This window comes from Geodermatophilus sp. SYSU D00691 (assembly GCF_054050275.1).
The window spans coordinates 86689-111322 of record NZ_JBJGYZ010000016.1; the positions used below are offsets into that span (position 1 = coordinate 86689).

The following is a 24634-nucleotide window of genomic DNA, read 5'->3' on the forward strand; positions in this document are numbered from 1 at the left end:
CCACCGACCGACGCTCAGTCCGCCGGTCCCGGCCCGGCCGCCCACGCCCGCGCCAGCCACCCCACGTCGAAGGCGGGGTGCAGCCGGTCGGGCTCGGCCAGCAGCGCGGTCTCCAGCGGGCTGCCCTTGATGACGACGACGTAGCGGGCGTCGTGGGCCTCGAGCGCGGCCAGCGCCTGGTCGGCGTCCTCGATCGGGTCCGCGGACTGCACGACCCGCCGGGTCAGGTCGTCCCCCCACATCGAGTGCGGCAGGACCCAGGGCTGACCGTAGTCGCCGAACTCGGGCGGGACGACGAACGTCGAGCCGGGCTCGGCCTCCTCCACCTCGGCGAAGGCGGCGCGCAGCCCCACCAGCTCCCGCTCCGCCGCCGGCATGCGGGCCAGGGCCAGGACCTCAGCGGGCGTCGGCCCGGACTCGAACGAGCCGGCGACGTCCAGCGCCCGCCACGAAGCCGCGGCGGCGGAGAAGACGGCACCCCCGGCGACCAGGGCGAGCACGGCCTGGCGGGGCGGGGCGGGGAGGCGGGTCAGGACGACGGCCAGCGCCACGCCGCCGACACCGAGCAGGAAGAGCGTGTAGCGGGGGTGGTACTGGGCCGGGTAGGCCACGAGCAGGACCACCCCCGGCACCAGGAACCCCCAGGCGTACAGGAAGTCCCGGCTGCGGAGCAGGAGCGGGAACGCGACGAGCACGGCCGGCGCCAGGACGAGCAGCCAGTGGGCGCCGAGGCCGCCGAGCGGGGAGCCGTAGTAGTACTCCCGCCACTGCAGATCGCTGGCCCAGGAGACCAGCACCGCCCAGGCGCTGTTCGTCGTCCCGACCTGACGGGGGTCGACCGCGGCGAAGCCGAGGAGCTCCTCGTTGCCGGGTAGCCCGGCGATCGGGACCGGGTAGAACGGGTTGCCCCACAGCAGCGCGTTGCGGAGGTACCACCAGCCGCCGAGCACCAGCGCGGGCAGGCCGAAACACGCGGCGCGCAGCAGGGTCCGCCCCACCGCCCGCCCGGGGGTGCGCTCGCGCACGACGCCGCGCCACAGGCAGGTGCCCATCAGCACCAGGCCCAGCACTCCGACGGCGAGCAGGTTGGTGGACTTCACCCCGGCCGCGACACCGGCGCCGACGCCCGCAACGACGAGGACCGGGAGGACGCCGGGGCGGGCGGCGGCGCGGCGGGCGGCGTGGCGGGCGGCGGTCCGGGGCGGGCGATGCGCCACGGCCACGCCGCCGCTCCCGGCCGGGTCCGGGGCAGGCGGCGGCGTCTCCACCGGTCCGGCGTCCTCGGGCTCGGCGTCCCGCTCGCGCCGGCCGTCGCGGCGCAGCGCGACGAGCAGCAGGTGCCAGCAGGCCAGCAGGGTGGCCGCGGCGGCGACGTCGACCTCCGCGGTGGACAGCTGGGTGAGGACCAGCGGCGCCAGCAGGAACAGCAGGCCGCCGGCCACCGACCACCTGGGGTCGCAGCCGGCCCCCCGGCAGAGCGCGACGACGGTCAGGGCGCCGAACAACCCGGCCGCCGCCTGGACCGCCGCCGCCGCCCGCACCGACCCGGTCAGCGCTCCGAGCCACGCGATGCCCGACTCCGCCGCGCCGGGGTAGATCTGCGCCCAGAAGCTCACCGGGGTGGTGAGCAGCCGCCGCTCCTGCAGCCAGTAGTCGGCCATCGGCAGGTGGTAGGCGAAGGCGTCCCAGTCGAGGACGGGGAACGCCACGGCGATGAGCAGCCGGTAGCCGACCGCGGCGAGCGCGGCCAGGGCGAGCAGCAGCACGAAGGGTGACCGGACGGCCCGTCCCAGCCGGCCGAGCGCGGCGCGCACGGCCCGCCGCGAGGCGCCGATCCGGGCTCGCTGCCGCCGGCTGACGGTCGTGGCGAGCGCGAGACCAGCCGTGCCGGCCGCGGCAGCCGCGACCGGCCCGGCCGACAGTGCACCGACCGCGCCGGTGAGCAGCACGGTGCCGACGACCGTCCCGGAGACGAGCACGCCCCAGGCGACGAGGAGGTCGGGGCCGGCCTCCAGCCCGGTGACGGCGGCCCACCGCCAGCACCCCCAGACCACCAGGGCGAGGCAGCCGAGGAGCAGCAGCGGGCTCCCGGCGATCACAGGCGACCCGCGCGGGGACTCCTCGTCCGGGCCACCTCCGCCGCCAGCTCTTCCGGCGAGAGCCGCGGGCCGAAGGCGAACCGGTACCACCGCAGGTAGTGCGGCAGCCACTGGGCGAGCTTGAAGTTCGACATGCCCGCCTGCCGGTCCAGCCAGATGGTGGGCAGCTCGGCGATCGGCAGGCGCAGCCGGCGGGCCTTGGCGGTGAGCTCGAGCCCCATCTCGAAGCCGTACCGGCTGTCGACCCCCACCTCTCGGAGGAACGCCGTGGAGTAGGCCTTGAACGAATTGGTCGCGTCGCGGGTCCCGACGCGGGCGAGCAGGTGCAGCGAGATGCCGGCGGTCCGCGAGAGGAACCCCTTGAGCAGCGGACCGCCGACCTGCTGGCCGCCCGACACGTACCGCGACGCCGCGGCGACGACCACGCCGCGCTCGACCAGCCGGGTGAGGCCGTCGATCTGCTGCGGGTCGTCGCAGCCGTCCGCCATCGTCACGACGGTCACCGGGGCGCGGACCCGGTCCATGCCGTAGCGGATCGCGTGCGCCGGGCCACGGCCGTAGTCGTTGACCAGCAGGCGGACCGGACCCGAGCCGTCGAGGTCGCGAAGCACCGCCGCGGTCGAGTCCTCCGGCGAGTCGACGACGACCAGCAGCTCGCAGGGCATCGTCACTGCCTCCCGGATCCGGTCCAGCACGGGGAGGATCCGTTCACCCTCCTCGTAGGCGGGGATCACGACGGAGACCCGCAGGTCGCTCACGGGCGCTCCGCCACGAGGAACGACTGCTTGCCGAGCAGCCACCAGGCCGGGCGGAAGGCGAGGTATGCCCGCACCAGCCAGGACCACTGCGGCATCCGGCTCTTGGTCGTGAACGGCAGGAACCGAGGGATCACCGTGACGACGCGGAAGCCGCTGAGCCGGAACGCCTCGGCGAGCGCCCGGTCGTCGATCGGCGTGACGTGGTCGAAGAACATCCAGTAGTCGTCGGCGCAGAACCGGATGTTGGGCTGCAGCACGAGGAACCGTCCCCCGGACCGCAGGACGCGGCGCGCCTCGGCCATCACCGCGAGGATCGTCGGCCGGTCGACGTGCTCGAAGAAGTTGCTGGCGAAGACCACGTCCACGCTGCCGTCGGCCACCTCGGCGAGGTCGTCGGCCGAGGAGACGAGGACCCGCACACCCGGCGCCGCCGCATCCCGGACCGCGGGGTTGAGGTCGACCGCGATGCGGGTCCCCGCGCGGACCGCGTTGATGAACTCGCACCCGCCGGCCGCGACGTCGAGGACGGTAGCGCGGGGGTCGACCCACCGGTCGAAGAACCCTTCGCACAGCGTGCGCCACAGGACGGCCCGGGCCTGCCGGTCGCCCCCGAACCGCTCGGCGTACAGCTCGCGCAGCCGCTCCCCGGTCGCGCCGGTCTCCTCCGCCATCAGATCGTTCCCTCGGCGAGCGCCTTCTCGATCCACGGGATGACCTCGTCGAGCATCTCGTCGAGCGTCGTCGCCGCTCGGAAGCCCAGCACCTGCTCGGCCTTGACCGTCGAGGGGACACGCTTCTGGACGTCGTGCTCGAACGCCGGGTCCGAGACCAGGCGGAGAGGGACGCCGGGGCCCTTCACCTTGCGCCAGATCAGCCGGGCGAGCTCCTCCACCGTGGTGCTCTCGGCGGTGGAGAGGTTGAAGTCCTCGTTGCGGGCGGCCGGGTGCTCCATCGCCGTCACGATCCCGCGGGCGAGGTCGCCGCCGTAGGTGTAGTGCCGGACCTGGGTGCCGTCGCCCAGGATGTGCAAGGGGTCCTGGCCCTTGAGGACCTTCTGCACGAGATCCGGGACGACGTGGCTCATCGCCAACCGGACGTTCCCGCTGAGGATCTCCGCGTCGCCGCGGGCCCTGCCCTCACCGATGCCGACGCAGTTGAAGGGACGCACGATCGTGTAGGGCAGCCCGTACTGGTCCCAGGCGGCGCGTGCGTAGTACTCGACGGCCAGCTTCTGGAAGCCGTAGGACGACAGCGGTGGCGGGATGCGCCGCTCGGACCCCTCGACCGACGGCCACTCCTCGGTCGACTCGAACACCATCGACGAGCTCAGGTAGGTCACCTTCTGCAACCGCCCGCCGGCGTGCGCCGCGATGGCGGCGTCGCAGCTGGCGGCCATGATCCGCTCGTTCGTCGCCAGCAGGTCGTAGGCGTAGGTGTGGAAGTAGGAGATGCCGCCGATCATCGCCGCCCCGGCGATGAAGTGGTCGCACTCGGCGAGCAGCTCACCGACCAGGGCGGTGTCGCGGGCATCCCCGACGACCAGCCGGTAGCCGGGGTGGCCGTCGTAGGACTTCGCGACCGGCCCGTACTTGGACAGGTCGTCCAGGCCGATCACCGAGTGGCCGCGGCGGAGCAGCTCTTCCACCACGTACCCGCCGATGAAGCCGGCCGCTCCGGAGACGAGGACGGTGGGCATCAGATGCGCACCCCGCTCTCCAGCAGGTTCCACACGTCGACCACCGGCTTGTCGATGACCAGCCCGCGGTACTCCTCGTGCGGTGCCCCGATGAAGAGCAGGTCGGCGCGCTGCAGGACCTCCTCCAGCGGCAGGAGGCGGTCGTCGGTGGTGACGTGCGCGTCCGTGGTGAGCACCTCCCGGGCCTTGAACTCGAGGATCCGGCGCAGCTTGTAGCTGAGGCTCTCCCGGATGTCGTCGCTGTCGGCCTTGAACGCCATCCCGAGGATGCCGACCGTCATGGTGCTCAGGTCGTACCGCCGTTCCGCTCGGTCGACCAGGTACAGCGGCAGGCCCTCGTTGATCAGCATGGCCGCGTGCCCCAGCACGAAGGTGTTGTTGCTGAACGCTGCCAGCTGCATCGTGTCCTTGAACAGGCAGGGGCCGGCGGCGAACCCGGGGCCGGGCATGTCCGCCGCCCGCGGGTAGCCCCGGGTGATGGCAGCCCGGATCCGCTCGAAGTCCAGGCCGCGGTCGTTGGCCATCATGTAGAACTGGTTCGCCGTCGCGAACTTGACGTAGCGCCAGGTGTTGGTGAACAGCTTGGCGAGCTCGGCCTCCTCGGGGCTGAGGAACACCAACTGATCGGTCAGCCGCGAGAACAGGGCAGCGGCGCGCCCACGGCCGCGGTCGGTGCTCGCGCCGATGATCTGCGGCAGCGCGTGCAGCTCGACCATGGCCTTCCCCTCGGCGATGCGCTCCGGGCAGAAGGCCACGTCGAGGTCCAGGCCGAGGTCGGTGACCAGCCGCTCGACCAGCATCGTCACGCCGGGGTAGACGGTGCTGCGCAGCACGAGCAGCTGCCCGTCGCGGAAGTACCGAGCCGCGGCCTGCAAGGCCCGGGGAATGGCGCGCGGATCGGGGTTGAGGTGCTCGTCGACCGGGGTGCCGACGACCACGACGAGGTTCTCGGCCCATCCCACGGAGGCGGGATCGGTGGTGGCCCGTAGCCGGCCCTCGGCGACCACTCGGTCGAGGATCGGGGCCGCGCCGGGTTCCTCGAAGGGCAGGACCCCGTCGTTGACCAGCTTCACGGACTCCTCGCTGATGTCGTACACGACGACGGATGCGCCCTGCTCGGCGAGTGCGATGGCGAGGGGTAGGCCGACGTGACCGCAACCACCGATCACGACGACGTCATGGGAGAAGGCGGGGATCGACATGGCCGTCCTGGGTTCCATCAACCAGGACGGCGTGTCGCTGTGGGTTTCGTCACTTCTCGAGACTAGCCACCCGGCAGCCCGCATATCGGAACGAGCCTCGTACCGCTTGAAGAGGGGGCTGGTCAGAACGCCGAGCGGCACTCGCGGGCGCGGAGGCCGGACACGTAGTCGTCCGGTGCCCCGGCGGCCTCGGCGGCGTCGGCGATCGCGCCGAGGTGGCGGGCCGAGGGGAGGCCACCCTCGAAGGCGTCGAGGGCGTAGACGTAGGCGACGACGTCGCCGTCGAGGGTGTGCACCCGCAGGTGCAGCTTGCGGTAGAGGCCGTGGTCGGCGCCCTCCCAGGCGTCGAGCGCGCGCTCGTCGGCCTCGGTCAGGTCGTAGAGGGCCACGTAGACGCCGGGCGCGGTGTCGTCCGGGACCAGGGTGGCCAGGGCGCCCTCCCAGCCGAACTCCTCGGCCCCGAACGTCAGCCGCCAGCCACGGATCCACCCGGTCCCCGCGTGCGGGGACGCCGGGCAGCGCCGGCGCATCTGCTCGGGGTCCATGTTCGACCCGTAGGCGGCGTAGAGGCCCATCGCCGCCGAGGGTATCGGGGTCGGTGCCGACGGCCGATCACCGCAACGGGGACAATGGCGACGACGTCCGCACCGCTTTCCGGGGGAGTGCCACCCATGACCCGCATCGTGATCATCGGCGGCGGCCCGGCCGGCTACGAGGCCGCGCTGGTCGCCGCCCAGCTCGGTGCGCAGGTCACCGTCATCGAGAAGGACGGCATGGGCGGGGCGAGCGTGCTCACCGACTGCGTCCCGTCGAAGACGCTCATCGCCGCCGCCGGGTCGATGACGTCGGTGCGCGACTCCGCCGTCCTGGGGCTGCGCGGCGCCGACCCCGACGCGATCGGCCTCGACCTGGCCACCGCCAACCACCGCGTGAAGAACCTGGCCATGGCGCAGTCGGCCGACATCCACGCCCGGCTGACCGGTGAGGGCGTGCGGATCGTCCCGGGCCGCGGCCGGCTCGCCGACGACGTGCCGGGCCTGGCGGCGCACGAGGTGGAGATCCTCGGCGACGACGGGACGGTGCTCGACGAGATCGAGGGCGACGTCGTCCTGATCGCCACCGGCGCCGACCCCCGGGTGCTGCCCGGCGCCGAGCCCGACGGCGAGCGGATCCTCGACTGGCGCCAGGTCTACGAACTCGAGGAGCTGCCCGAGCACCTGATCGTGGTCGGCTCCGGCGTCACCGGCGCGGAGTTCGCCTCCGGCTACCTGGAGGCCGGCGTCCCGGTCACGCTGGTCTCCTCCCGCGACCGCGTGCTGCCCGGCGAGGACTCCGACGCCGCCGAGGTGCTCGAGCAGGTCTTCCAGTCCCGCGGCGGGCGGCTGGAGCGCGGCCGGGCCGCCGGGGCGCAGCGCACCGAGAAGGGCGTCTCGGTCTCGCTCACCGACGGCCGCACGGTCGAGGGCTCGCACGTGCTGATGACGGTCGGCACCGTGCCGAACACCGCCGGGCTCAACCTCGACTCGCACGGCGTGCAGGTGACCGGGTCCGGGCACGTCGTCGTCGACCGGGTCTCGCGGACGACGGTGCCGGGCATCTACGCCGCCGGTGACGTGACCGGTGTCTTCCAGCTGGCCTCCGTCGCCGCGATGCAGGGCCGGATCGCCATGTGGCACGCGCTGGGGGAGGCGGTGGCCCCGATCCGGCTGCGCACCGTCGCCGCCAACGTGTTCACGCACCCCGAGATCGCCACCGTCGGGCTGCAGGAGAAGGCGCTGCCCGAACACCCCGACGTGAAGGCGGTCCGGCTGCCGCTGGCCACCAACGCGCGGGCCAAGATGAGCGACCTGCGTGACGGGTTCGTCAAGCTGCACGCCCGCCGCTCGACCGGTGTGGTCGTCGGCGGTGTGGTCGTGGCGCCGGGGGCCTCCGAGCTGATCCTGCCGATCGCCCTGGCGGTCACGAAGGGCCTCACCGTCGCCGACCTGGCGAACACCTTCGCCATCTACCCGTCGCTGTCCGGGTCCATCACCGAGGCCGGCCGGCGGCTCATGGGTCTGGACGACGACCTGATCTGACGAAGGGCCCCCTGCCCCCACCGCGCGCAGGCCCGCGGCGGGACCCTGCAGGGGGCCACGCGACCCGCGGGGCGGCTGGGGCGAACGAGGCGGGGATTCGGCTCAAGTCCGTGCCGACCGCTGTCGAGCCCGCCGATGACGGAGGGGATGTCTGCTTCCCCGCGCCGCCCCGCCGTCCGCCTGCTCGCCGCCCTCGCGGTCGGCGCCGGCGTGCTGCTGCCCGCGGCGTCCGCCGCCGCCGACGAGCCGGCCGCGCCGGCCGTCGTCGGCGAGCTCGTCCGGGCCTGGCCCGAGGAGGCCGAGCCGACGTCGGTGCACGCCCACGACGAGCCGCTCTCCTGGGTCCGCACCCGCGCCGGCGAGACCGTCCGCATCCCCACCGGGACCCTCGCCGACGTCCCGGCCGGTGCGACCGTGTCCGTCCAGCTCGGGGAGCAGGTCGACGACGAGGCGGCCGAGGACGGCTACGAGCCGGCGGTCGAGGTGCTCGACAGCGACGTGGTCCGCCGCCCCGCCGAGGTCGCGCCGGCCGCGGGCGCGCTGACCAACCAGGTCACCGTGGTGCTGGTCGTCCCGGCCGGCGGCGTGCGCGACACCACGACGCTGGACCAGGTGGTCGCCGCCGTCGACGGCCCCGTGGCGCAGTTCTGGGCCGGGCAGACCGGGGGAGCGGTGCGCCTCGGGGTCACCGCCGCGGTCGACTGGATCACCACCCGCAGCGGCTGCAGCGACCCGAACGCCCTGTGGGACGAGGTCGCCCGCACGGTCGGCTTCGAGCCGGGGCCGGGCCGCCACCTCGTGGTCCACCTGAGCAGCCGGCCGGCGGACCTGCCCGGGTGCTCGTTCGCGCTCGGCCAGGTCGGCACCGACCTCGCCTCCGGCGGCCGCGTCTACGTCCGCTCCTCGGCGCCGTCGGTGATCGCCCACGAGCTCGGGCACAACTTCGGGCTCGGCCACTCCTCGGGGCTGCAGTGCGACGGCGCCCTCGAGTCCGGCACCTGCCGCACCGCCGGCTACCGCGACTACTACGACGTCATGGGCGCCTCCTGGAGCGCGCTCGGCGCCCTGACCGCGGTGCAGGCCGACCGGCTCGGGGTCCTGCCCGGCGACGCCCGAGCGGACGTCGTCCCGGGGACGCCGGCCGGGTCGTACACGCTGGCGCCGCTGGCCGGCGCCACCGGCACCCGCGCCGTGCGGCTGGCCGCCGCCGACGGCACGGTCTACTGGCTGGAGTACCGCGGGGCGACCGGCCAGGACGCCTGGCTCGGCACCCGCGACAACCGCTTCCGGCTCGACGCCGGCGTCCTCGTGCACCGCGCGGGCGCCTTCCCCGACAGCTCCCTGCTGCTCGACGGCACCCCGGCCGCCGCGACGGGCTGGGACGGCGACCTCCAGGCCGCGCTGCCCGCTGGGACCCCGGTGGTCCTGGGCGGCGGGGCCTTCACGGTCACGGTGACCGGCCTGTCCCCGGCGGGGGCCACCGTGCAGGTCCGCGCAGCGAGCGGCAGCCCGGCCGCGCCCGCGGCCCCGGCGGAGGTCCCCGCCGGCACGGTCCTCCCGGGCTCCGGCCCGGGCTCCGGCACGGGCGCGGGCACGCCGCCGGTGGCCGCACCGTCTGCCGCGGCCGCTGCCCCCGCCCCCGCGTCGGCCGCACCCGCCGACCCGGCTGCCGGCACCGTCACGGGTGCCGGGCAGCCCGACCGGGTCCCCGACCTGGTGGAGGCGGCCGACCGGGGCAGCACCGCCGGTCTCACCCGGGTGGTGGCGGTCGGCGTGGCCGGCCTCGTCGTGCTCATGCTGATCGTCCTGCTGGCGCGGGAGCGGCGGTCGATGCGGCGCTAGCCCGACCTGCCCATTTCCGGCCGGGGCGGTCTCGTTGCACCTCCGGCCCGCCGATGAAGAGGGCGACACCGCGACACCACCTGGAGATCCACCCGTGCTCACCTCTCGCCGGCCGCGTCTGCTGCGATCCCTGCTGGTCGTGGCCGCCGTGCTCACGGCGTCCCTCTCCGGAGCCGTCCCGGCCTCGGCCGGCGCCGTGCCCACGGTGGCCTGGCAGGGGACCAACCCCTACATGTTCGCCATCGGCGACTCCCTGCTCGAGCAGTGCGGGCCGAGCTTCGGGATGGGCTGGCGCTCCCTGGGCTACATCGGCTGGCCCGGCGCCACCTCCGACGACCTGCGGGGCCGCCTCGACGGCACCGGGTCCGGGTGGCCGCAGTGGACCGTCACCGAGTCCTCGGTGCAGGAAGAGCGGCAGTGGTTCCGCGACGCCGGGGGGCTGGTCCTCTCGCTCGGCACCAACGACGTCAAAGTGCTCTCGCTCGAGCGCTGGCGGGCGAACATCGACTGGTTCATGACCCAGGCGCGCGGCCGCCCGGTGCAGTGGTTCACCGTCCACAACCCGCAGTGGCAGGCCACCGTCGACCTGTTCAACGCCGAGCTGCGACTGGCCACCGATCGGTGGCCCAACCTGAAGCTGATGGACTGGGAGCGCTACGCCCAGGAGAACCGCGGCGTCCTGCTCTTCGACAAGGTCCACCTCGCCACCAACGCGTGGGGCTGCCAGGCGGCGCGCAACCGGATGATCCAGCACGCCGCCCCGGCTGTGCCGGGCCGCACGGCGCCGATCGGCTATTGGTACGAGGCTCCCCGCGGCACCGGTCCGGTCGGCCTCAACGGCTGGGCGGCGGGCTTCGTCCCCGATCCCGGCAAGGTCGTGTCGGTCAACGTCCGCGTCGACTGGCGGCACCTCACGCGCTTCCCCGCCGACCGACCGACCGGTGACCTGTGGGCGCAGACCGCTTCAGGACGCGCCTTCGGCCACACGCTCGGCGCCCAGTACCGCGGCCATGTGGTCTGCCTCGACCTCGTCGACGCCACCCACCAGTTCACGGCGCTCGGCTGCCGGGTCGTCTGACGCGCTGCTCGTCCAGGAGAGATCGACGTGTTCCCTCGCACCACCCCCCGCCGTACCCGTGGCCGAGCAGCGGCCGTGTCGGCGGCGCTGTGCCTCTGCCTCCTCCCCACCGTGGCCCTGGCCGACGACCAGGGCGACCCCGCGGCGGGCGTGCCGGCCGGCGGCACGGTGACCGGTGAGCTCGTCGTCGCGTGGGCCGATCCAGATCCGGGCGCGACCCCTCCAGAGCTCGCCGCGCACCAGGACGAGCCGCTGACCTGGATCGAGACCGCGGACGGCACCACCGTCCGCGTGCTCACCGAGGACCTCGTCGACAACGTCGTGGACGAGCTGCCAGAGGACCCGCACGCCCCTGGCACGACCGAGGTGCCGCCGGCGGGTGCGACGGTCCAGGTCACGCTCGGCGCGGAGGTGACCGACGACGCGGCCGCCGAGGGGCAGCAGACGGCGCGGGACGTCCTCGCGGCCGAGGTGGTCGATCTCCCTGCCGAGCCGCCCGTGGACGCGGCCACCCCGCCGTGGACCAACGAGGTCACCGTGGCGCTCGTCGTGCCCAGCGGGGCGACCCGCGACGGCGTCACGCTCAGCGGCTTCGTCGCGGCGGTGGAGCAGGCGGCCGACTTCTGGGAGACGGAGAGCGGCGGCGCCGTCAGGATCGGCGTCACCGCGCAGCACGACTGGCTGACCTCGCCGGAGTCCTGCGGGAACCCGACCGGGCTGTGGGACGACGTCGCCGATCAGGTCGACTTCGTCCCCGGCCCCGGCAAGCACCTGCTGCTCTACGTCTCCAGCGCACCCTCGAACCTCGGTGGCTGTTCCTACGGCCTCGGCGAGGTGGGCTCGTCGCCCTCGTCGGGTGGACGGGCCTACGTCCGGGGCAGCACCACCTCGGTGATCGCGCACGAGCTCGGCCACAACATGGGCCTGGGCCACTCCTCGGGCCGCCAGTGCGACGCCGGGCTGGAGTCGGGGACCTGCCAGGTGGTGCCCTATCGCGACTACTACGACGTCATGGGCGTCTCCTGGGACCAGGTGGGCTCGCTCAACACGGCCCAAGCGGCCCGGCTGGGCTTTCTCGGGACCGGCCAGGTGCAGACCCTGGCCGCGCCGGCCGCCGCCACCACGGTGACGCTGCTGCCGGTCTCCGACCACGGCGGCCTGCGCGCCGTCCGGCTGGTCGATGCCGAAGGTGCCAGCTACTGGCTCGAGTACCGCGCCGCCACCGGCACACGGGACGGGTGGCTGGCCACCGGGGCGAACCGATACGGCCTCGACAGCGGGGTCCACCTGCGCCGGGCATCGGGGAGGCCCAACACGTCGCTGCTGCTCGACGGCACCCCCAGCAGCCCGGGCGGCTGGTCGGCCGACATGAACACGGCGCTGCAGCCGGGCTCGACGGTGTCCATCTCGGAGGGCGACTTCGCGATCACGGTCGAGAGCGTCAGCGGCACCCAGGCCCAGGTGCGCATCGCCGCCGGCACGCCCGCCCCGACGCCGGGCACCGCGATCAACGCGGCCTATGCCCGCTCGGGTGGCGCCGACGGACCGCTGGGCTACCCGACGAGCCGCGAGCTGTGCGGGCTGCGCCAGGGCGGCTGCTACCGCAGCTACGACAACGGCGCCATCTACTGGACCCCGGCGATCGGCGCGAAGATCCTCGTGGGCAGCATCCACGAGACCTGGGAGCGGGAGCAGAAGGAGAACGGCCGGCTCGGCTACCCGCTGACGGACACCACCTGCGGACTGCACTCCTCGGGCTGCTACCAGCTGTTCCAGGGCGGCTCCATCTACTCGAGCCGGAGCACGCCGGCCGCCGTCGTCCTCGGGGCGATCCGCGACACGTGGGCCGCCGCCGGCCTGGAGAACGGCGTGCTCGGGTACCCGACCGGCGACGAGTGGTGCGGTGCCAGCGGGTGTGTCCAGTCGTTCACCGGGGGGGCCGTGGCCTGGTCACCCGCTACCGGTGCACGGTTGCTGCGCGGCGCGATCGGCACCCGGTGGACCGGCTCGGGCGGGGCTGCCGCGGTCGGCTACCCGCTCACCGACACCATCTGCTGGCTGGCCCCGGCCGGCTGCTACCAGCTGTTCCAGCGCGGCGCGATGTACACGAGCAACTCGACGCCCGCGGCGATCGTGCGCGGCGGCATCCGCGAGCGCTGGGTGGCGACCGGCGCCGAGTGGGGGCTGGGCTACCCCGTCGGCGACGAGCGGTGTGGCGTCGCGGGTTGCCTGCAGACGTTCACCCGCGGCGCCATCTCGTGGTCGCCGGCGACCGGCACCAAGGTGCTGCGCGGCGCGATCGCGACGAAGTGGTCCACCGGTGGCGGGGCGGGCGCCGTGGGCAACCCGCTCACCGACACCGTCTGCGGGCTCACCGCTTCGGGTTGCTACCAGTTGTTCGAGCGCGGCGCGATCTACGTCAGCGCGGCAACGCCGGCCGCGGTCGTCCGTGGCGGCATCCGCGAGCGCTGGGCGGCGACCGGCGCCGAGTGGGGCCTGGGGTTCCCCGTGGCCGACGAGGCGTGCGGGCGCGCCGCGGGCGGCTGCGTGCAGGAATTCACGGGAGGCTCCATCACCTGGTCGGCGACGGCCGGGGCGCACTCGGTGCGCGGCCCCGTCCGGACGGCGTGGCTCGCCGCCGGCGCCGAGTCGGGGAGCCTCGGCTACCCGCTGGAGGAGCCGCGCGCGGTCGCCGCCGGCCAGGCGCAGCGCTTCCAGGGCGGCACCCTGACCTGGTCGTCCGCGACGGGGCAGGTCACCCGTACCTGAGCCGCCCTGAGGTCAACCCTGCGGGGCGTCGGCGATGGTGCAGAGGACGGCGCCGCTGGTGACGGTGGCGCCGACCTCGGCGGACAGGCCCGAGACGACGCCGTCCTTGTGCGCGGTGATGGGCTGCTCCATCTTCATCGCCTCGAGGACGACGACCAGGTCCCCGGCGCTCACCGTGGCGCCGTCCTCGACCGCGACCTTGACGATCGTGCCCTGCATGGGCGAGGTGAGGGAGTCACCCGACGCCCCCGAGCCGCCGTGGCCGGAGCCGCGCTTGCGCGGCTTGGCCGGGGCACCGGCGGCACCGCCCCCGCCGCCGGCCGCGAGTCCGGCGGGCAGCGAGACCTCCAGCCGGCGGCCGCCGACCTCGACCACGACGGTCTGCCGCGGTGCGGGCTCCTCGTGCTCGGCCGGGCCGGCGCCGTAGGGCTCGACCTGGTTGTCCCACTCGGTCTCGATCCAGCGGGTGTGCACGGTGAACGGCTCGCTGGTGAACGCCTCGTCGCGGACGACGGCGCGGTGGAACGGGATCACCGTCGGCATGCCCTCGACCACCAGCTCGTCCAGGGCCCGCCGGGCGCGCTGCAGCGCCTCGGTGCGGGTGGCGCCGCTGATGATCAGCTTGGCGAGCATCGAGTCGAACGCGCCGGCGACCTCGCCGCCCTGCTCGACGCCGGAGTCCCAGCGCACGCCCGGGCCCTGCGGGATCTCCAGGCGGGTGACCGGGCCGGGGGCGGGCAGGAAGTTGCGGCCGGCGTCCTCGGCGTTGATCCGGAACTCGATGCTGTGCCCGCGCGGGGTCGGGTCCTCGGTGATCTCCAGCGGCAGCCCGTCGGCGATCCGGAACTGCTGGCGGACCAGGTCGACGCCGGCGGTCTCCTCACTGACCGGGTGCTCCACCTGCAGGCGCGTGTTGACCTCGAGGAACGAGATCGAGCCGTCGACGCCGACGAGGTACTCCACGGTGCCGGCCCCGTGGTAGCCGGCCTCCGCGCAGATGGCCTTGGCCGAGGAGTGGATGCGCTCGCGCTGCTCGTCGGTGAGGAACGGCGCGGGCGCCTCCTCGACCAGCTTCTGGTTGCGCCGCTGCAGCGAGCAGTCGCGGGTGCCGACGACGACCACGGTGCCGTGGGTGTCGGCGAGCACCTGCGCCTCGACGTGCCGCGGCTTGTCGAGGAACCGCTCGACGAAGCACTCGCCGCGGCCGAAGGCCGACACCGCCTCGCGCACCGCCGAGTCGAACAGCTCGGGGATCTCCTCGAGGGTGCGGGCCACCTTGAGGCCGCGGCCGCCGCCGCCGAACGCGGCCTTGATCGCCACCGGCAGGCCGTGCTCCTCGGCGAAGGCGATCACCTCCTCGGCGTCCTCGACCGGGTCCTTGGTGCCGGGCACCAGCGGGGCGCCGGCCTTCATCGCGATGTGCCGGGCCTGCACCTTGTCGCCGAGGGCGATGATGGCCTCGGGGGAGGGACCGATCCAGGTGAGCCCGGCGTCGAGGACCGCGCGGGCGAAGTCGGCGTTCTCGGAGAGGAAGCCGTAGCCGGGGTGGACCGCGTCGGCGCCGGACCGCTTCGCGGCGTCGATGATCTTGTCGATGACGAGGTAGGAGTCGCCGGGCGTCGTCCCGCCGAGGGCGAACGCCTCGTCGGCCACGCGGACGTGCAGGGCGTCACGGTCGGGCTCGGCGTACACCGCGACGCTGGTCAGGCCGGCGTCCTTGCACGCCCGGGCCACCCGCACCGCGATCTCCCCGCGGTTGGCGATCAGGACCTTCTGCACCGGTGTCCTCCTCGGAAGTCGGCCGTCTGCGGACTGTAGCCAGGGCCTCTCAGCGGCCGGTACGGGGTGTCACCGACGCCACAGGTCGGTGAGCGCCAGACCGCGCTTCGCCAGCTGCGTGCGCAGGGTGGCCAGCGACAGCCCGACGACCGCCGCCGGGTCGCCCTCCACCCGCCGCACGAACGGCGCGCCGAGCCCGTCGAGGGTGAAGGCGCCGGCCACGGCGAGGGGTTCTCCGGTGGCCAGGTACGCCTCGAGCTCCTGCGGTGTGAGGGAGGCGAAGTGGACGACGGTCGAGACGACGGCGACGTCGCGGCTGACCACGGCGCCGTCCTGCACGTCGAAGAGCGCCTGGCCGGTGTGCAGCACGCCGCTGTGCCCGCCCATCCGCTGCCAGCGGTCGCGCGCCTCGTGGACGTCGGCCGGCTTGCCGTACGCCTCGCCGCGGAACTCCAGCAGCGAGTCGGCCCCGATGACGAGGGCGTCGGTCTCCTGCTCGGCCACCGCCTTGGCCTTGGCCGCGGCCAGCAGCGAGACCCGCTCGGTCACCCGCGGCGCCTGCACGGCGGACTCGTCGACGTTGCTGACGACGACCTCGGGGGCGAGCCCGGCCTGCCGCAGGAGGGTCAGCCGGGCGGGCGAGGCGCTGCCCAGGACGAGCCTGCGCACGTCCCTCACGCGTCCTCCTCGCTGGCGCTCGTCGGCCGCGTACGCGGCTGCGTCATCTGTTCGCAGGAGCTCGCACGCTCGCTCATGCGAACCTCCCGGACGCCCGCCAGCCACCCGGGCCCGGGCGCACCGGCGCGCGGTGGGCGTCGCCGTACGACCCCCAGGCCCCCACCGGTGTCGGCCGCTTGCGCGCGCGGCGCTGGGACAGCGCGGCGACGACGACGGTCAGCGCGGCCAGCTCTTCGGCGGTGGGTTCGCCGCGGACCACGCGCAGCAGGGGCTGCGGCCGGGTCTCGGCGGCGCTCACAGCGGGATGTTCCCGTGCTTCTTGCCCGGCAGCGACTGGCGCTTGTTGGCCAGCACGCGCAGCGCCTTGGTGACCTGGACGCGGGTGTGCGAGGGCGGAATCACCGCGTCGACGTACCCGCGGTCGGCCGCGATGTACGGGGACAGCAGCGCGTCCTCGTACTCGGTGATCAGCTCGGCGCGGCGGGCGTCGGGGTCGTCGGCCGCGGCGATCTCCTTGCGGTAGAGGATGCCGACGGCGCCCTGGGCGCCCATGACGGCGATCTGCGCGGTGGGCCAGGCCAGGTTGAGGTCGGCGCCGAGGTGCTTGGAGCCCATGACGTCGTAGGCGCCGCCGTAGGCCTTGCGGGTGATGACGGTGATCTTCGGCACGGTGGCCTCGGCGTAGGCGTAGATGAGCTTCGCGCCGCGGCGGATGATCCCCTCCCACTCCTGCGACGTCCCGGGCAGGAAGCCGGGGACGTCCACGAAGGTGATCACGGGGATGTTGAACGCGTCGCAGGTGCGCACGAACCGCGCGGCCTTCTCGCTGGCGTCGATGTCGAGCGTGCCGGCGAACTGCGTGGGCTGGTTGGCCACCACGCCCACCGGCCGACCCTCGACCCGGCCGAAGCCGATCAGGATGTTCGGCGCCCACAGCGCCTGCACCTCGAGGAACTCGCCGTCGTCGAGCACGTGCTCGATGACGGTGTGCATGTCGTACGGGGTGTTGGCCGAGTCGGGGACGAAGGTGTCGAGCTCGAGGTCCTCGTCGGTCAGCGCGTCGGGCAGCACGGTGTCGACCGGCCCGACCTCGACCGCGGGCAGCGGGTCGAGGTTGTTGCTCGGCAGGTAGGACAGCAGCGCCTTGACGTAGTCCAGCGCGTCGGCCTCGTCCTCGCCGAGGTAGTGGGCGACGCCGGACTTGGTGTTGTGCGTGCGCGCGCCGCCGAGCTCCTCGAGGGTGACGTCCTCGCCGGTGACGGTCTTCACCACGTCGGGGCCGGTGATGAACATCTGGCTGGTCTTGTCGACCATCACCGTGAAGTCGGTGAGCGCGGGGGAGTAGACGTGCCCGCCCGCGGCGGCGCCCATGATCAGCGAGATCTGCGGGATGACGCCCGAGGCGTGCACGTTGCGGCGGAAGATCTCCCCGTACAGGCCGAGGGAGACCACGCCCTCCTGGATCCGCGCGCCACCGCCCTCGTTGATGCCGACCACCGGGCAGCCGTTGGTCATGGCGAAGTCGAGGACCTTGACGATCTTCTCGCCGTAGACCTCGCCGAGGCTGCCGCCGAAGACGGTGACGTCCTGGGAGAAGATCGCCACCGGCCGGCCGTCGACCGTGCCGTAGCCGGTGACGACGCCGTCGCCGAAGGGCCGGCGGGACTCCAGCCCGAAGTTGGTGGAGCGGTGCCGGGCGAACTCGTCGAACTCGGTGAACGAGCCCGGGTCCAGCAGCGCCTCGATCCGTTCGCGGGCGGTCATCTTGCCGGCGGCGTGCTGCTTCTCCACCGCCCGCTCGGAGCCGGCGTGGGTCGCCTCCTGCACGCGCCGCTCGAAGTCGGCGAGCTTGCCCGCGGTCGTGTGGATGTCGACGTCGTCGGGGACGGCGTCTCCGGCGTTCTGCAGTTCGGCGCTCACGGGGCCTCCTCGACAGGCTCGGACGCGCCGTAGCGTAAGTGACGTGCCCGACGCGCCTTCCTCCCGCTGGTCGGACCTCGACCGGCCCGGGCTCGACGGGCCCGCGCTGTCCGCCGCGCTCACCCGCGACAGCCGGCTGTGGACCGCGCTGGAGGTGGTCGAGAGCATCGGCTCGACCAACGCCGTCCTGCTGGCCCGCGCCGCCGAGGACGCCCCCGAGGGCCTGGTGCTCGTCGCCGAGCACCAGGAGGCCGGCCGGGGCCGCCTCGACCGCACGTGGGTGTCACCCCCGCGCGCCGGCCTGACCGTCTCGCTGCTCGTCCGCCCGGACGTGCCGGCCGCCCGGCGGGCCTGGCTGCCGCTGCTGACCGGGGTGGCCCTGGCCGAGGCGGTGGGGGAGGTGACCGGCGTCCGCGCCTCGCTGAAGTGGCCCAACGACCTGCTCGCCCTCGACGGGCGCAAGCTGGCCGGCATCCTCGCCGAGGCCGCCAGCGGCGCCGTCGTCGTCGGCGCGGGGCTCAACGTGAACACCCACACCACCGAGCTGCCCGACACCGGCACCTCCCTGTCGGTCGTCACCGGCACTGCGGTCGACCGCGGCCCGGTGCTGCTGGCCTACCTGCGGGCCTTCGAGCGGCGCTACACCCGCTGGGTCGAGGCCCTCGGCGACCCGGTCGCCTCCGAGCTGGCGCGCGACTACCTCGCCTGGTCGTCGACCGTCGGCACCGAGGTGGCCGTGACCCTGCCCGACGGCACGGTCGTCGAGGGCGTGGCGCAGGCGGTCGACTGGGACGGCCGGCTGGTGGTCGCCACCGCGGACGGCAGCGTCGAGCTGGCGTCGGGGGACGTGCGGCACGTGCGCCGACGATGACATCGTCGGCCTACCGGCCGAATGCGCGCGGCTGCGTCATCCTGTCGGCGTGCCGTACCCCGACAAGCTCCTCGCCGAGGACGAAGAGGTCGTCCGCCACCTGCACCCGCACTGGCTGACGATCTTCTGGCCCGTCGTCCTGTTCCTGCTCGTCGTCGGTGCCGCCTCGTTCGGCACCGCGGCGATCCCCGAGGGGCGGCAGCAGGGGGTCTGGCGCCTGGTGATCGTCGGCGTCGCGCTCCTGCTGCTGCTCGTCCTCGTCGTCGTCCCGCTGCTGCGGTGGCGCACGACGCACTACGTCGTCACCACCCACCGGCTGCTGTTCCGCCAGGGGATCCTCGCCCGGCACGGCCGCGACATCGGGCTGTCCCGGATCACCGACGTCTCCTACCGGCAGACGCTGTGGGACCGGATCATCAACTCCGGCACCCTCACCATCGAGTCGGCCGGCGACAGCGGCGCCACGGTGCTCAAGAGCATCCCGGACAGCGACGGCGTCCAGCAGCTGCTCAACCACATGATCGAGGAGGACGCCGACCGGCGGGCCCGGGAGAACGCCGGGTACATCCGCGGCGAGGACGAGGGCTGGCAGCAGACCCGCCGGCTCTGAGCCGGAAGGGCTCAGCGGTTCCCCCACGCGGGGGCGTTGGTCGCCGTCCCGCCACCGTCGTCGAGCTGGCGCTGGTCGCTGCCGTCGCTCGCCATCACCCAGATGTGGTCGCCGGAGGAGGCCTGGGGGCCCGGCCGGTTGCTCTTGAACGCGATCCGGTCGCCGTCCGGTGACCAGATCGGGTCCTGGTCGGTGGCGCCGGCGGCCGTCAGCCGCTGCTCGCCGGAGCCGTCGGCGGCGACCGTGAGGATCCGGCTCTCCCCGGATCCGGCGGCCCGCCGGAACGCGATCCGGGCCCCGTCCGGCGACCAGGCCGGGTCGGCGTCGGCCGCGGAGTCGGTGATCCGCTGCGCGCCGGCGCTGCCGTCGAGGGGCAGCGTGAACAGGTCGCCGCCGAGGGGGTTCGTGTCGGGCGCCCCCCAGAAGACGAGCAGCGTGCCGTCGGGTGAGACGCTCAGGTCGTCGACGAGAGCAGAGCCCGGGTCCAGCGTGCGCACGGTGGCTCCGTCGAGGGTCAGCAGCCGCAGCGAGATCCCCTCGTCGGTGGAGCACGCCACCACCAGCTGCGTCGGGTCGGCGGGATTCCAGGCCGGTCGGCCGGGACGCGGGCACCCGACGTCCCCCTCGAAGAGCGGGCGGTCGTCGCTGCCGTCGCTGGCGACCGCGCGCAGCTCGCCACCGGAGTCGGTGGCGTGCTGGTAGACGACCGTCTGCCGGTCGGGGGAGACCACGGGGCCGATGGCACCCCCCGGCGCGGAGGTGAGCCGCAGCGTCGTGGCGCCGGTGTCGGCGTCCACGAGGTAGAGGTCGGTGGCGCCGTCGACGATCCGGGGGACGACGAGCACGTTGCCGGGCAGCGCCCCGGCCCGCGGGAGGGCGTCGAACGCCGCCTGCGCCGGCGGCACCGGGGTCGTCGTCGCGGCCGAGGACGACGTGCCGGAGGTGGAGGTCGCCGAGGAGGAGCCGCCGGCGCCCGTTCCGCCGCCGGGCTCGCGCTGCTGCAGGAACCACCAGGTCCCCCCGGCGGCGACCAGGACCGCGACGACCACCGCGACCAGCACCCAGGGACCGCGGCCCCCTCGGCCCGCCGGCGCCGGCCGGGAGGTCGGCCCGACAGGGGTGCCCGGGTGCACCGGGCGGTCCGGCACGGGCGCCGGGACGTCGGGAAGCCGTTGCCGGGGCGACCGCGGCGGGGGTGCCGGGGGCTGCACCGCGACGGGCCGAGGCGGCGGCGGCAGCGGCAGCGGCCCTGCTCGCTCCACCACGGTCTCGGGCTCCCGCACCGGGGCGGAGCCGAGCTTCTCGACCGCCGCGACCAGCTCGCCGAACTCCGCCGGCAGACGCGGGTCGTCCAGGTCGAGCTCGACCCGGTGCCGGCCGGCACCTGAGGTCACCTCGAGCGCCGTGCGCCGGCCGCTCCCGCCCTCCGGTCGCGGTGGCGGGACCACCTCGGGCAGGTCCAGGAAGCGGGTGCGCCGCAGCAGACCGGTCAGCTGCTCGATCGCCGCCGTCGGCATCCGCTCGGTGCTGACCGGTCGCACCGCGGTGGTCGTCCCGAGGCCGGGCACCAGCGACAGCGTGAGCGGCGGGGCCGGCGCCGGGGGCAGCCGGTCCAGCGCGGCGGCCGCTGCGGACGCCAGCTCCCGGCACGTGCCGAACCGCTGGGTGCGGTCCTTGGCCAGGGCGCGCAGGACGACGTCGTCGAGGTTCGGCGGCAGCCAGGGCACGCGATCCGTCACGCGCGGCGGCGGCAGGCCCAGGTGGCCGTGCAGCGCGGCGAACGCCGTGTCCCCGGGGAACGGCACGGTGCCGGTGAGCAGCTTCACGAGCACGCAGCCCAGCGAGTAGACGTCGGAGCGGGCGTCGAGCGGCTCGGAGGCGATCTGCTCCGGCGAGGCGTAGTCGAACGTCGCGATGACCATGCCCGTGCGGGTGAGCCGCGTGGCGCGGTCCAGCGGCTTGGCGATGCCGAAGTCGGTGAGGAACACCTGCTCGGGCTCGTCACCGCCGTCCTCGGCCATCCGGCCGAGCAGGATGTTGGCCGGCTTGACGTCGCGGTGCACCAGCTGGCGGCGGTGCGCGGCGTCGAGCGCGGCGGCGACCTCGGTGACGACGTGCACCGCCCGCGGGGCGGGCAGGAGCCCGCCGGCCTGCTCGAGGGCGGTCTCGGCGTCGATCCCGTCGACGTACTGCATGGCCAGCCAGAGCTGCCCGCCGTCATCGCCCCGGTCGAGGACGCCGACGATGTTGCGGTGCGACAGCCCGGCGACGACGTCGGCCTCGCGCATGAACCGCCGCGCGAAGTCGGGGTCGTCGCAGAGCTCGCGGCGGAGCAGCTTGAGCGCGTCCAGGCGGGGCAGCCGGGGGTGGCGGACGAGGTAGACCGCGCCCATCCCGCCGCTGCCGAGCTCGCGCACGACCGTGTAGCCGGCCACCGTGTCGCCCGGGGCGAGGTGCACGGGTCGCCCTCCTGTCGGCGGGGGTGCGGCCGATGCTAGGAGCCGGGGGACTCCTGTGTCACCGGTGACGGGCGTGCCGGCGGCGCGGTCGCCAGGGTGAATTCGTCGGTGCGGACGCCTACCGTCCGGCACATGCGCCTGCTGCACACCTCCGACTGGCACATCGGGAGGTCCCTGCACGGCGCCGACCTGCTCGCCGACCAGGAGGCGGTCCTCGGCGCGCTCGTCGACGTCGTGGTAGCCGAGTCGGTGGACGTCGTGCTGGTCGCCGGCGACGTCTACGACCGGGCGGTGCCCTCGGCCGACGCGCAGGCCGTGCTCGACCGCGTCGTCGGCCGGTTGCTGGCCGCCGGCGCCACCGTCGTCCTCACGCCGGGCAACCACGACTCCGCCCGCCGGCTGGGCACCTTCTCCGGGCTGCTCGCCGTCGCCGGGCTGCACGTGCGGGCCGCCGTCCCCCGGCTCGACGAGCCGGTGCTGCTCGCCGACGAGCACGGCGACGTGGCGATCTACGGTCTGCCGTTCCTGGAGCCCGAGGTGGCCCGGTTCGAGCTCGGCGTCCCGGGCGTGCGCAGCCACGCCGGCGTCGTGGCCGAGGCCATGGAGCGGGTGCGCGCCGACCTGTTCCTGCGCCCGGGGGCGCGCTCGGTCGTGCTGGCGCACGCGTTCGTGGGCGGCGGGGAGCCCAGCGACAGCGAACGCGACATCTGCGTCGGCGGGGTCGACCTCGTGCCGGCGGGGGCGTTCGACGGCGTCGACTACGTCGCCCTCGGGCACCTGCACCGGCCGCAGACGCTCAGCCCCCGGCTGCGCTACAGCGGCTCCCCGCTGGCCTACTCCTTCGGCGAGGCCGGCCAGGCCAAGCAGGCGTGGCTGGTCGACCTCGACGCCTCCGGGCTGGCCGGGGTGCGCCCGGTGCCGCTGCCCACGCCGCGGCCGCTGACCGTGCTCACCGGCACGCTGGCCGAACTGCTCGAGAGGCCCGAGCACGCCGCCGTCGAGGGGCACTTCGTCTCCGCCAAGCTCACCGACCCGGCCCGGCCGGCCGACCCCATGCGCCGGCTGCAGGCCCGCTTCCCGCACTGCGTGCACCTGGAGTGGGCCGGCGCCGCCGGCGCCGCCGACGGCCGCAGCTACCGGGAGCGGCTGCGCAACCGCAGCGACCTGGAGATCACCGAGGAGTTCGTGCGGCACGTGCGCGGTGTCGACGCCGTGCCCGCCGAGCGCCGGCTGCTGGCCACCGCGCTGGGCGCCGCCGACCGGGAGGCGGCCGCCCGGTGAGGCTGCACTCGCTCTCGCTGACCGCCTTCGGCCCGTTCCCGGGCACCGCGACCCTCGACCTCGACGACGTCGCCCGCGACGGGCTCTTCCTGCTGTGGGGGCCGACGGGGGCGGGCAAGACCACGCTGCTCGACGCGGTCGTCTTCGCCCTCTACGGCACCGTCCCCGGCGTGCGCGGGCACGACAAGCGGCTGCGCAGCGACCACGCCGACGACGCCACGCGCACCGAGGTCACGTGCGAGCTGACCCTGGCCGGTGAGCGGCTCCGGGTGATCCGCCGTCCCGAGCAGGCGCGCCCCAAGAAGCGCGGCACCGGGCTGACCGTCGAGCCGGCCCGGCTCACCGTGCAGCGCTGGGCGGGGGACACCTGGCAGCCGGTGAGCACCCGCATCGACGAGGGCTCGGAGTACCTGGGCGCCCGCCTGGGGCTCTCCGCCGAGCAGTTCTGCCAGGTGGTGCTGCTGCCGCAGGGCGACTTCGCGCGGTTCCTGCGCGCCGAGCCCGAGGACCGCGCGCGGCTGCTGTCCACCTTGTTCGACGTCGACCGGTTCGCCCGCGCCGAGGACTGGCTGGCCGCCGAGCGCCGGGCGGCGGACGAGGCGCTGCGCGCCGAGCGGCTGCACACCAGCACGCTGCTGGCGCGGGTGGCCCAGATCGCCGACGCCGACGTGCCGGAGGAGCTGGCGCCCGAGCTGGTCGGCGCCGCGCCCGCCGCCCGGGTGGGCACCTGGGTGGCCGGCCTGCGGAGCCGGGCCGACGCCGAGCTCGCCGCGGCCGGTGCGGCCGCCGACGCCGCCGCCGCCGACTCGGCCGCGCTGGAGGCCGAGCTGGCCGCGGCCCGCGCGCTCGCCGACCGGCACGCCCGCCGGGAGCGGGCCCGGGCCGAGCTGGCCCGGCTCACCGGTCGGGAGGCCGAGCTGGCGCCGCTGCGGGCCCGGCGCGACGCGGGCCGGCGGGCCGAGGCGCTGCGCGACGTCCTCGAGGCGGCCGCGGCGACGGCCGCCCGCGCGACCGCCGCCGCCGAGCGGCTCGCGGCCGCCCGCACGGCCTGGCTCGCCGGGAGCGGGGGCCGACCGACCGACGCCCTGGTCGCCCGCGGGCTGCGCGACGACGCCGCCGCCGTCCGGTCGCTGCTGCCCGAGGCCGATCGCGCCGACGGGCTGCGCCGCGAGCTCGGCCGCCTCGACCGCGAGATCGCCGACCTGGAGCGCCGGTGCGGGGCCGGCGCGCAGGCGGCCGCCGACCGGCCCGACCGGCTCGCCGCCGCCCAGCAGGAGCTGGCGCGGGCCACCGAGGCCGCCGTGCGGCTGCCGGCCGAGCAGGCGGCCGCCGACGCCGCGGCGGCCGCGCTGGCCGCCGCCCGCACCGCCGAGCGGCTGGCCGGCCGGCTGCCCGCGGCCGGGGGGGGGGGCGGGGCGGGCCGGGTGGTGTGGGGGGGGGGCGGGGCCGGGGGGGGGTCGGGGGGGGGCGGGCGGGGGGGGGGGGGGGGGGGCGTGGGGCGCGGCGGGCGGGGG

19 protein-coding genes are annotated in these 24634 nt (G+C 74.9%); 8 read left to right on the top strand and 11 right to left on the bottom strand.

Translation table 11 applies throughout. From position 1 onward, the window contains the following. Nucleotides 1–14: 14 nt before the first annotated feature. The 6 genes from ACI797_RS13705 to ACI797_RS13730 all read right to left on the bottom strand — a co-directional run bounded on the left by ACI797_RS13705 (nucleotide 15) and on the right by ACI797_RS13730 (nucleotide 6330). On the bottom strand, nucleotides 15–2099 hold the full coding sequence (locus ACI797_RS13705) for a hypothetical protein (RefSeq protein WP_456859204.1): 2085 nt from the start codon (nucleotides 2097–2099) through the stop codon (nucleotides 15–17). Further along, complete coding sequence (locus ACI797_RS13710; protein WP_456859205.1) at nucleotides 2096–2857, bottom strand: glycosyltransferase family 2 protein; 762 nt, start codon at nucleotides 2855–2857, stop codon at nucleotides 2096–2098. Before ACI797_RS13710 ends, ACI797_RS13705 begins: the two co-directional genes overlap by 4 nt. Continuing rightward, nucleotides 2854–3528, bottom strand: coding sequence for a class I SAM-dependent methyltransferase (locus ACI797_RS13715; protein WP_456859206.1), 675 nt, complete (start codon nucleotides 3526–3528; stop codon nucleotides 2854–2856). The genes ACI797_RS13710 and ACI797_RS13715 overlap by 4 nt, the downstream gene beginning before the upstream one ends. Next, nucleotides 3528–4553 (bottom strand): NAD-dependent epimerase/dehydratase family protein, encoded by a 1026-nt coding sequence (locus ACI797_RS13720; RefSeq protein ID WP_456859207.1) that lies wholly within the window; start codon nucleotides 4551–4553, stop codon nucleotides 3528–3530. The genes ACI797_RS13715 and ACI797_RS13720 overlap by 1 nt, the downstream gene beginning before the upstream one ends. Next, on the bottom strand, nucleotides 4553–5755 hold the full coding sequence (locus tag ACI797_RS13725) for a nucleotide sugar dehydrogenase (protein ID WP_456859208.1): 1203 nt from the start codon (nucleotides 5753–5755) through the stop codon (nucleotides 4553–4555). The genes ACI797_RS13720 and ACI797_RS13725 overlap by 1 nt, the downstream gene beginning before the upstream one ends. A gap of 122 nt (nucleotides 5756–5877) precedes the next feature. Continuing rightward, nucleotides 5878–6330, bottom strand: a complete 453-nt coding sequence (locus ACI797_RS13730) for a gamma-glutamylcyclotransferase family protein (protein WP_456859209.1) — start codon at nucleotides 6328–6330, stop codon at nucleotides 5878–5880. A gap of 54 nt (nucleotides 6331–6384) precedes the next feature. Between ACI797_RS13730 and ACI797_RS13735 the strand changes: the two genes are divergently transcribed. The 4 genes from ACI797_RS13735 to ACI797_RS13750 all read left to right on the top strand — a co-directional run bounded on the left by ACI797_RS13735 (nucleotide 6385) and on the right by ACI797_RS13750 (nucleotide 13522). Beyond that, nucleotides 6385–7833, top strand: coding sequence for an NAD(P)H-quinone dehydrogenase (locus ACI797_RS13735; protein WP_456859210.1), 1449 nt, complete (start codon nucleotides 6385–6387; stop codon nucleotides 7831–7833). A 147-nt stretch (nucleotides 7834–7980) separates the two neighbouring features. Beyond that, entirely contained in the window at nucleotides 7981–9675 is a 1695-nt protein-coding gene (locus ACI797_RS13740) for a reprolysin-like metallopeptidase (RefSeq protein ID WP_456859211.1), read from the top strand. A 94-nt stretch (nucleotides 9676–9769) separates the two neighbouring features. Next, complete coding sequence (locus tag ACI797_RS13745) at nucleotides 9770–10753, top strand: hypothetical protein (protein WP_456859213.1); 984 nt, start codon at nucleotides 9770–9772, stop codon at nucleotides 10751–10753. A 75-nt stretch (nucleotides 10754–10828) separates the two neighbouring features. Further along, on the top strand, nucleotides 10829–13522 hold the full coding sequence (locus tag ACI797_RS13750) for a reprolysin-like metallopeptidase (RefSeq protein ID WP_456859215.1): 2694 nt from the start codon (nucleotides 10829–10831) through the stop codon (nucleotides 13520–13522). Between the two features lie 12 nt (nucleotides 13523–13534). Here ACI797_RS13750 and ACI797_RS13755 read toward each other — a convergent pair whose 3' ends face one another. The 4 genes from ACI797_RS13755 to ACI797_RS13770 all read right to left on the bottom strand — a co-directional run bounded on the left by ACI797_RS13755 (nucleotide 13535) and on the right by ACI797_RS13770 (nucleotide 17899). Beyond that, a complete protein-coding gene (locus tag ACI797_RS13755; RefSeq protein ID WP_456859216.1) occupies nucleotides 13535–15301 on the bottom strand; it encodes an acetyl/propionyl/methylcrotonyl-CoA carboxylase subunit alpha in 1767 nt (588 codons plus the stop codon). A gap of 69 nt (nucleotides 15302–15370) precedes the next feature. Then, the gene (locus ACI797_RS13760; protein WP_456859217.1) at nucleotides 15371–15979 is read right to left on the bottom strand and encodes a Maf family protein; all 609 of its coding nucleotides are present in this window, start codon (nucleotides 15977–15979) and stop codon (nucleotides 15371–15373) included. 73 nt (nucleotides 15980–16052) lie between these two features. Continuing rightward, nucleotides 16053–16277 (bottom strand): acyl-CoA carboxylase subunit epsilon, encoded by a 225-nt coding sequence (locus ACI797_RS13765; protein ID WP_456859218.1) that lies wholly within the window; start codon nucleotides 16275–16277, stop codon nucleotides 16053–16055. Continuing rightward, nucleotides 16274–17899, bottom strand: a complete 1626-nt coding sequence (locus ACI797_RS13770) for an acyl-CoA carboxylase subunit beta (RefSeq protein WP_456859219.1) — start codon at nucleotides 17897–17899, stop codon at nucleotides 16274–16276. The genes ACI797_RS13765 and ACI797_RS13770 overlap by 4 nt, the downstream gene beginning before the upstream one ends. Nucleotides 17900–17942: 43 nt before the next feature. On the opposite strand from ACI797_RS13770, the gene ACI797_RS13775 reads away from it, so the two are divergent. Both ACI797_RS13775 and ACI797_RS13780 read left to right on the top strand, forming a co-directional pair. Then, nucleotides 17943–18770 (top strand): biotin--[acetyl-CoA-carboxylase] ligase, encoded by an 828-nt coding sequence (locus ACI797_RS13775; RefSeq protein ID WP_456859221.1) that lies wholly within the window; start codon nucleotides 17943–17945, stop codon nucleotides 18768–18770. 49 nt (nucleotides 18771–18819) lie between these two features. Then, the gene (locus ACI797_RS13780) at nucleotides 18820–19380 is read left to right on the top strand and encodes a PH domain-containing protein (protein ID WP_456859222.1); all 561 of its coding nucleotides are present in this window, start codon (nucleotides 18820–18822) and stop codon (nucleotides 19378–19380) included. An 11-nt stretch (nucleotides 19381–19391) separates the two neighbouring features. Here ACI797_RS13780 and ACI797_RS13785 read toward each other — a convergent pair whose 3' ends face one another. Continuing rightward, nucleotides 19392–21839, bottom strand: coding sequence for a protein kinase domain-containing protein (locus ACI797_RS13785; protein ID WP_456859223.1), 2448 nt, complete (start codon nucleotides 21837–21839; stop codon nucleotides 19392–19394). Nucleotides 21840–21971: 132 nt separating this feature from the next. Between ACI797_RS13785 and ACI797_RS13790 the strand changes: the two genes are divergently transcribed. Both ACI797_RS13790 and ACI797_RS13795 read left to right on the top strand, forming a co-directional pair. Further along, nucleotides 21972–23120, top strand: a complete 1149-nt coding sequence (locus tag ACI797_RS13790; RefSeq protein WP_456859224.1) for an exonuclease SbcCD subunit D — start codon at nucleotides 21972–21974, stop codon at nucleotides 23118–23120. Beyond that, a partial coding sequence (locus tag ACI797_RS13795) for an AAA family ATPase (protein ID WP_456859225.1) occupies nucleotides 23117–24634 on the top strand: 1518 nt, incomplete at its 3' end. The genes ACI797_RS13790 and ACI797_RS13795, both read left to right, overlap by 4 nt.

Excerpts from the sequence above, each read along its gene's own strand:
- ACI797_RS13720 (WP_456859207.1), bottom strand. The coding sequence starts at position 4,553 with ATGCCCACCGTCCTCGTCTCCGGAGCGGCCGGCTTCATCGGCGGGTAC.
- ACI797_RS13715 (WP_456859206.1), bottom strand. The coding sequence starts at position 3,528 with ATGGCGGAGGAGACCGGCGCGACCGGGGAGCGGCTGCGCGAGCTGTAC.
- ACI797_RS13730 (WP_456859209.1), bottom strand. The coding sequence starts at position 6,330 with ATGGGCCTCTACGCCGCCTACGGGTCGAACATGGACCCCGAGCAGATG.
- ACI797_RS13790 (WP_456859224.1), top strand. The coding sequence starts at position 21,972 with ATGCGCCTGCTGCACACCTCCGACTGGCACATCGGGAGGTCCCTGCAC.
- ACI797_RS13740 (WP_456859211.1), top strand. The coding sequence starts at position 7,981 with ATGTCTGCTTCCCCGCGCCGCCCCGCCGTCCGCCTGCTCGCCGCCCTC.
- ACI797_RS13725 (WP_456859208.1), bottom strand. The coding sequence starts at position 5,755 with ATGTCGATCCCCGCCTTCTCCCATGACGTCGTCGTGATCGGTGGTTGC.
- ACI797_RS13735 (WP_456859210.1), top strand. The coding sequence starts at position 6,385 with ATGGCGACGACGTCCGCACCGCTTTCCGGGGGAGTGCCACCCATGACC.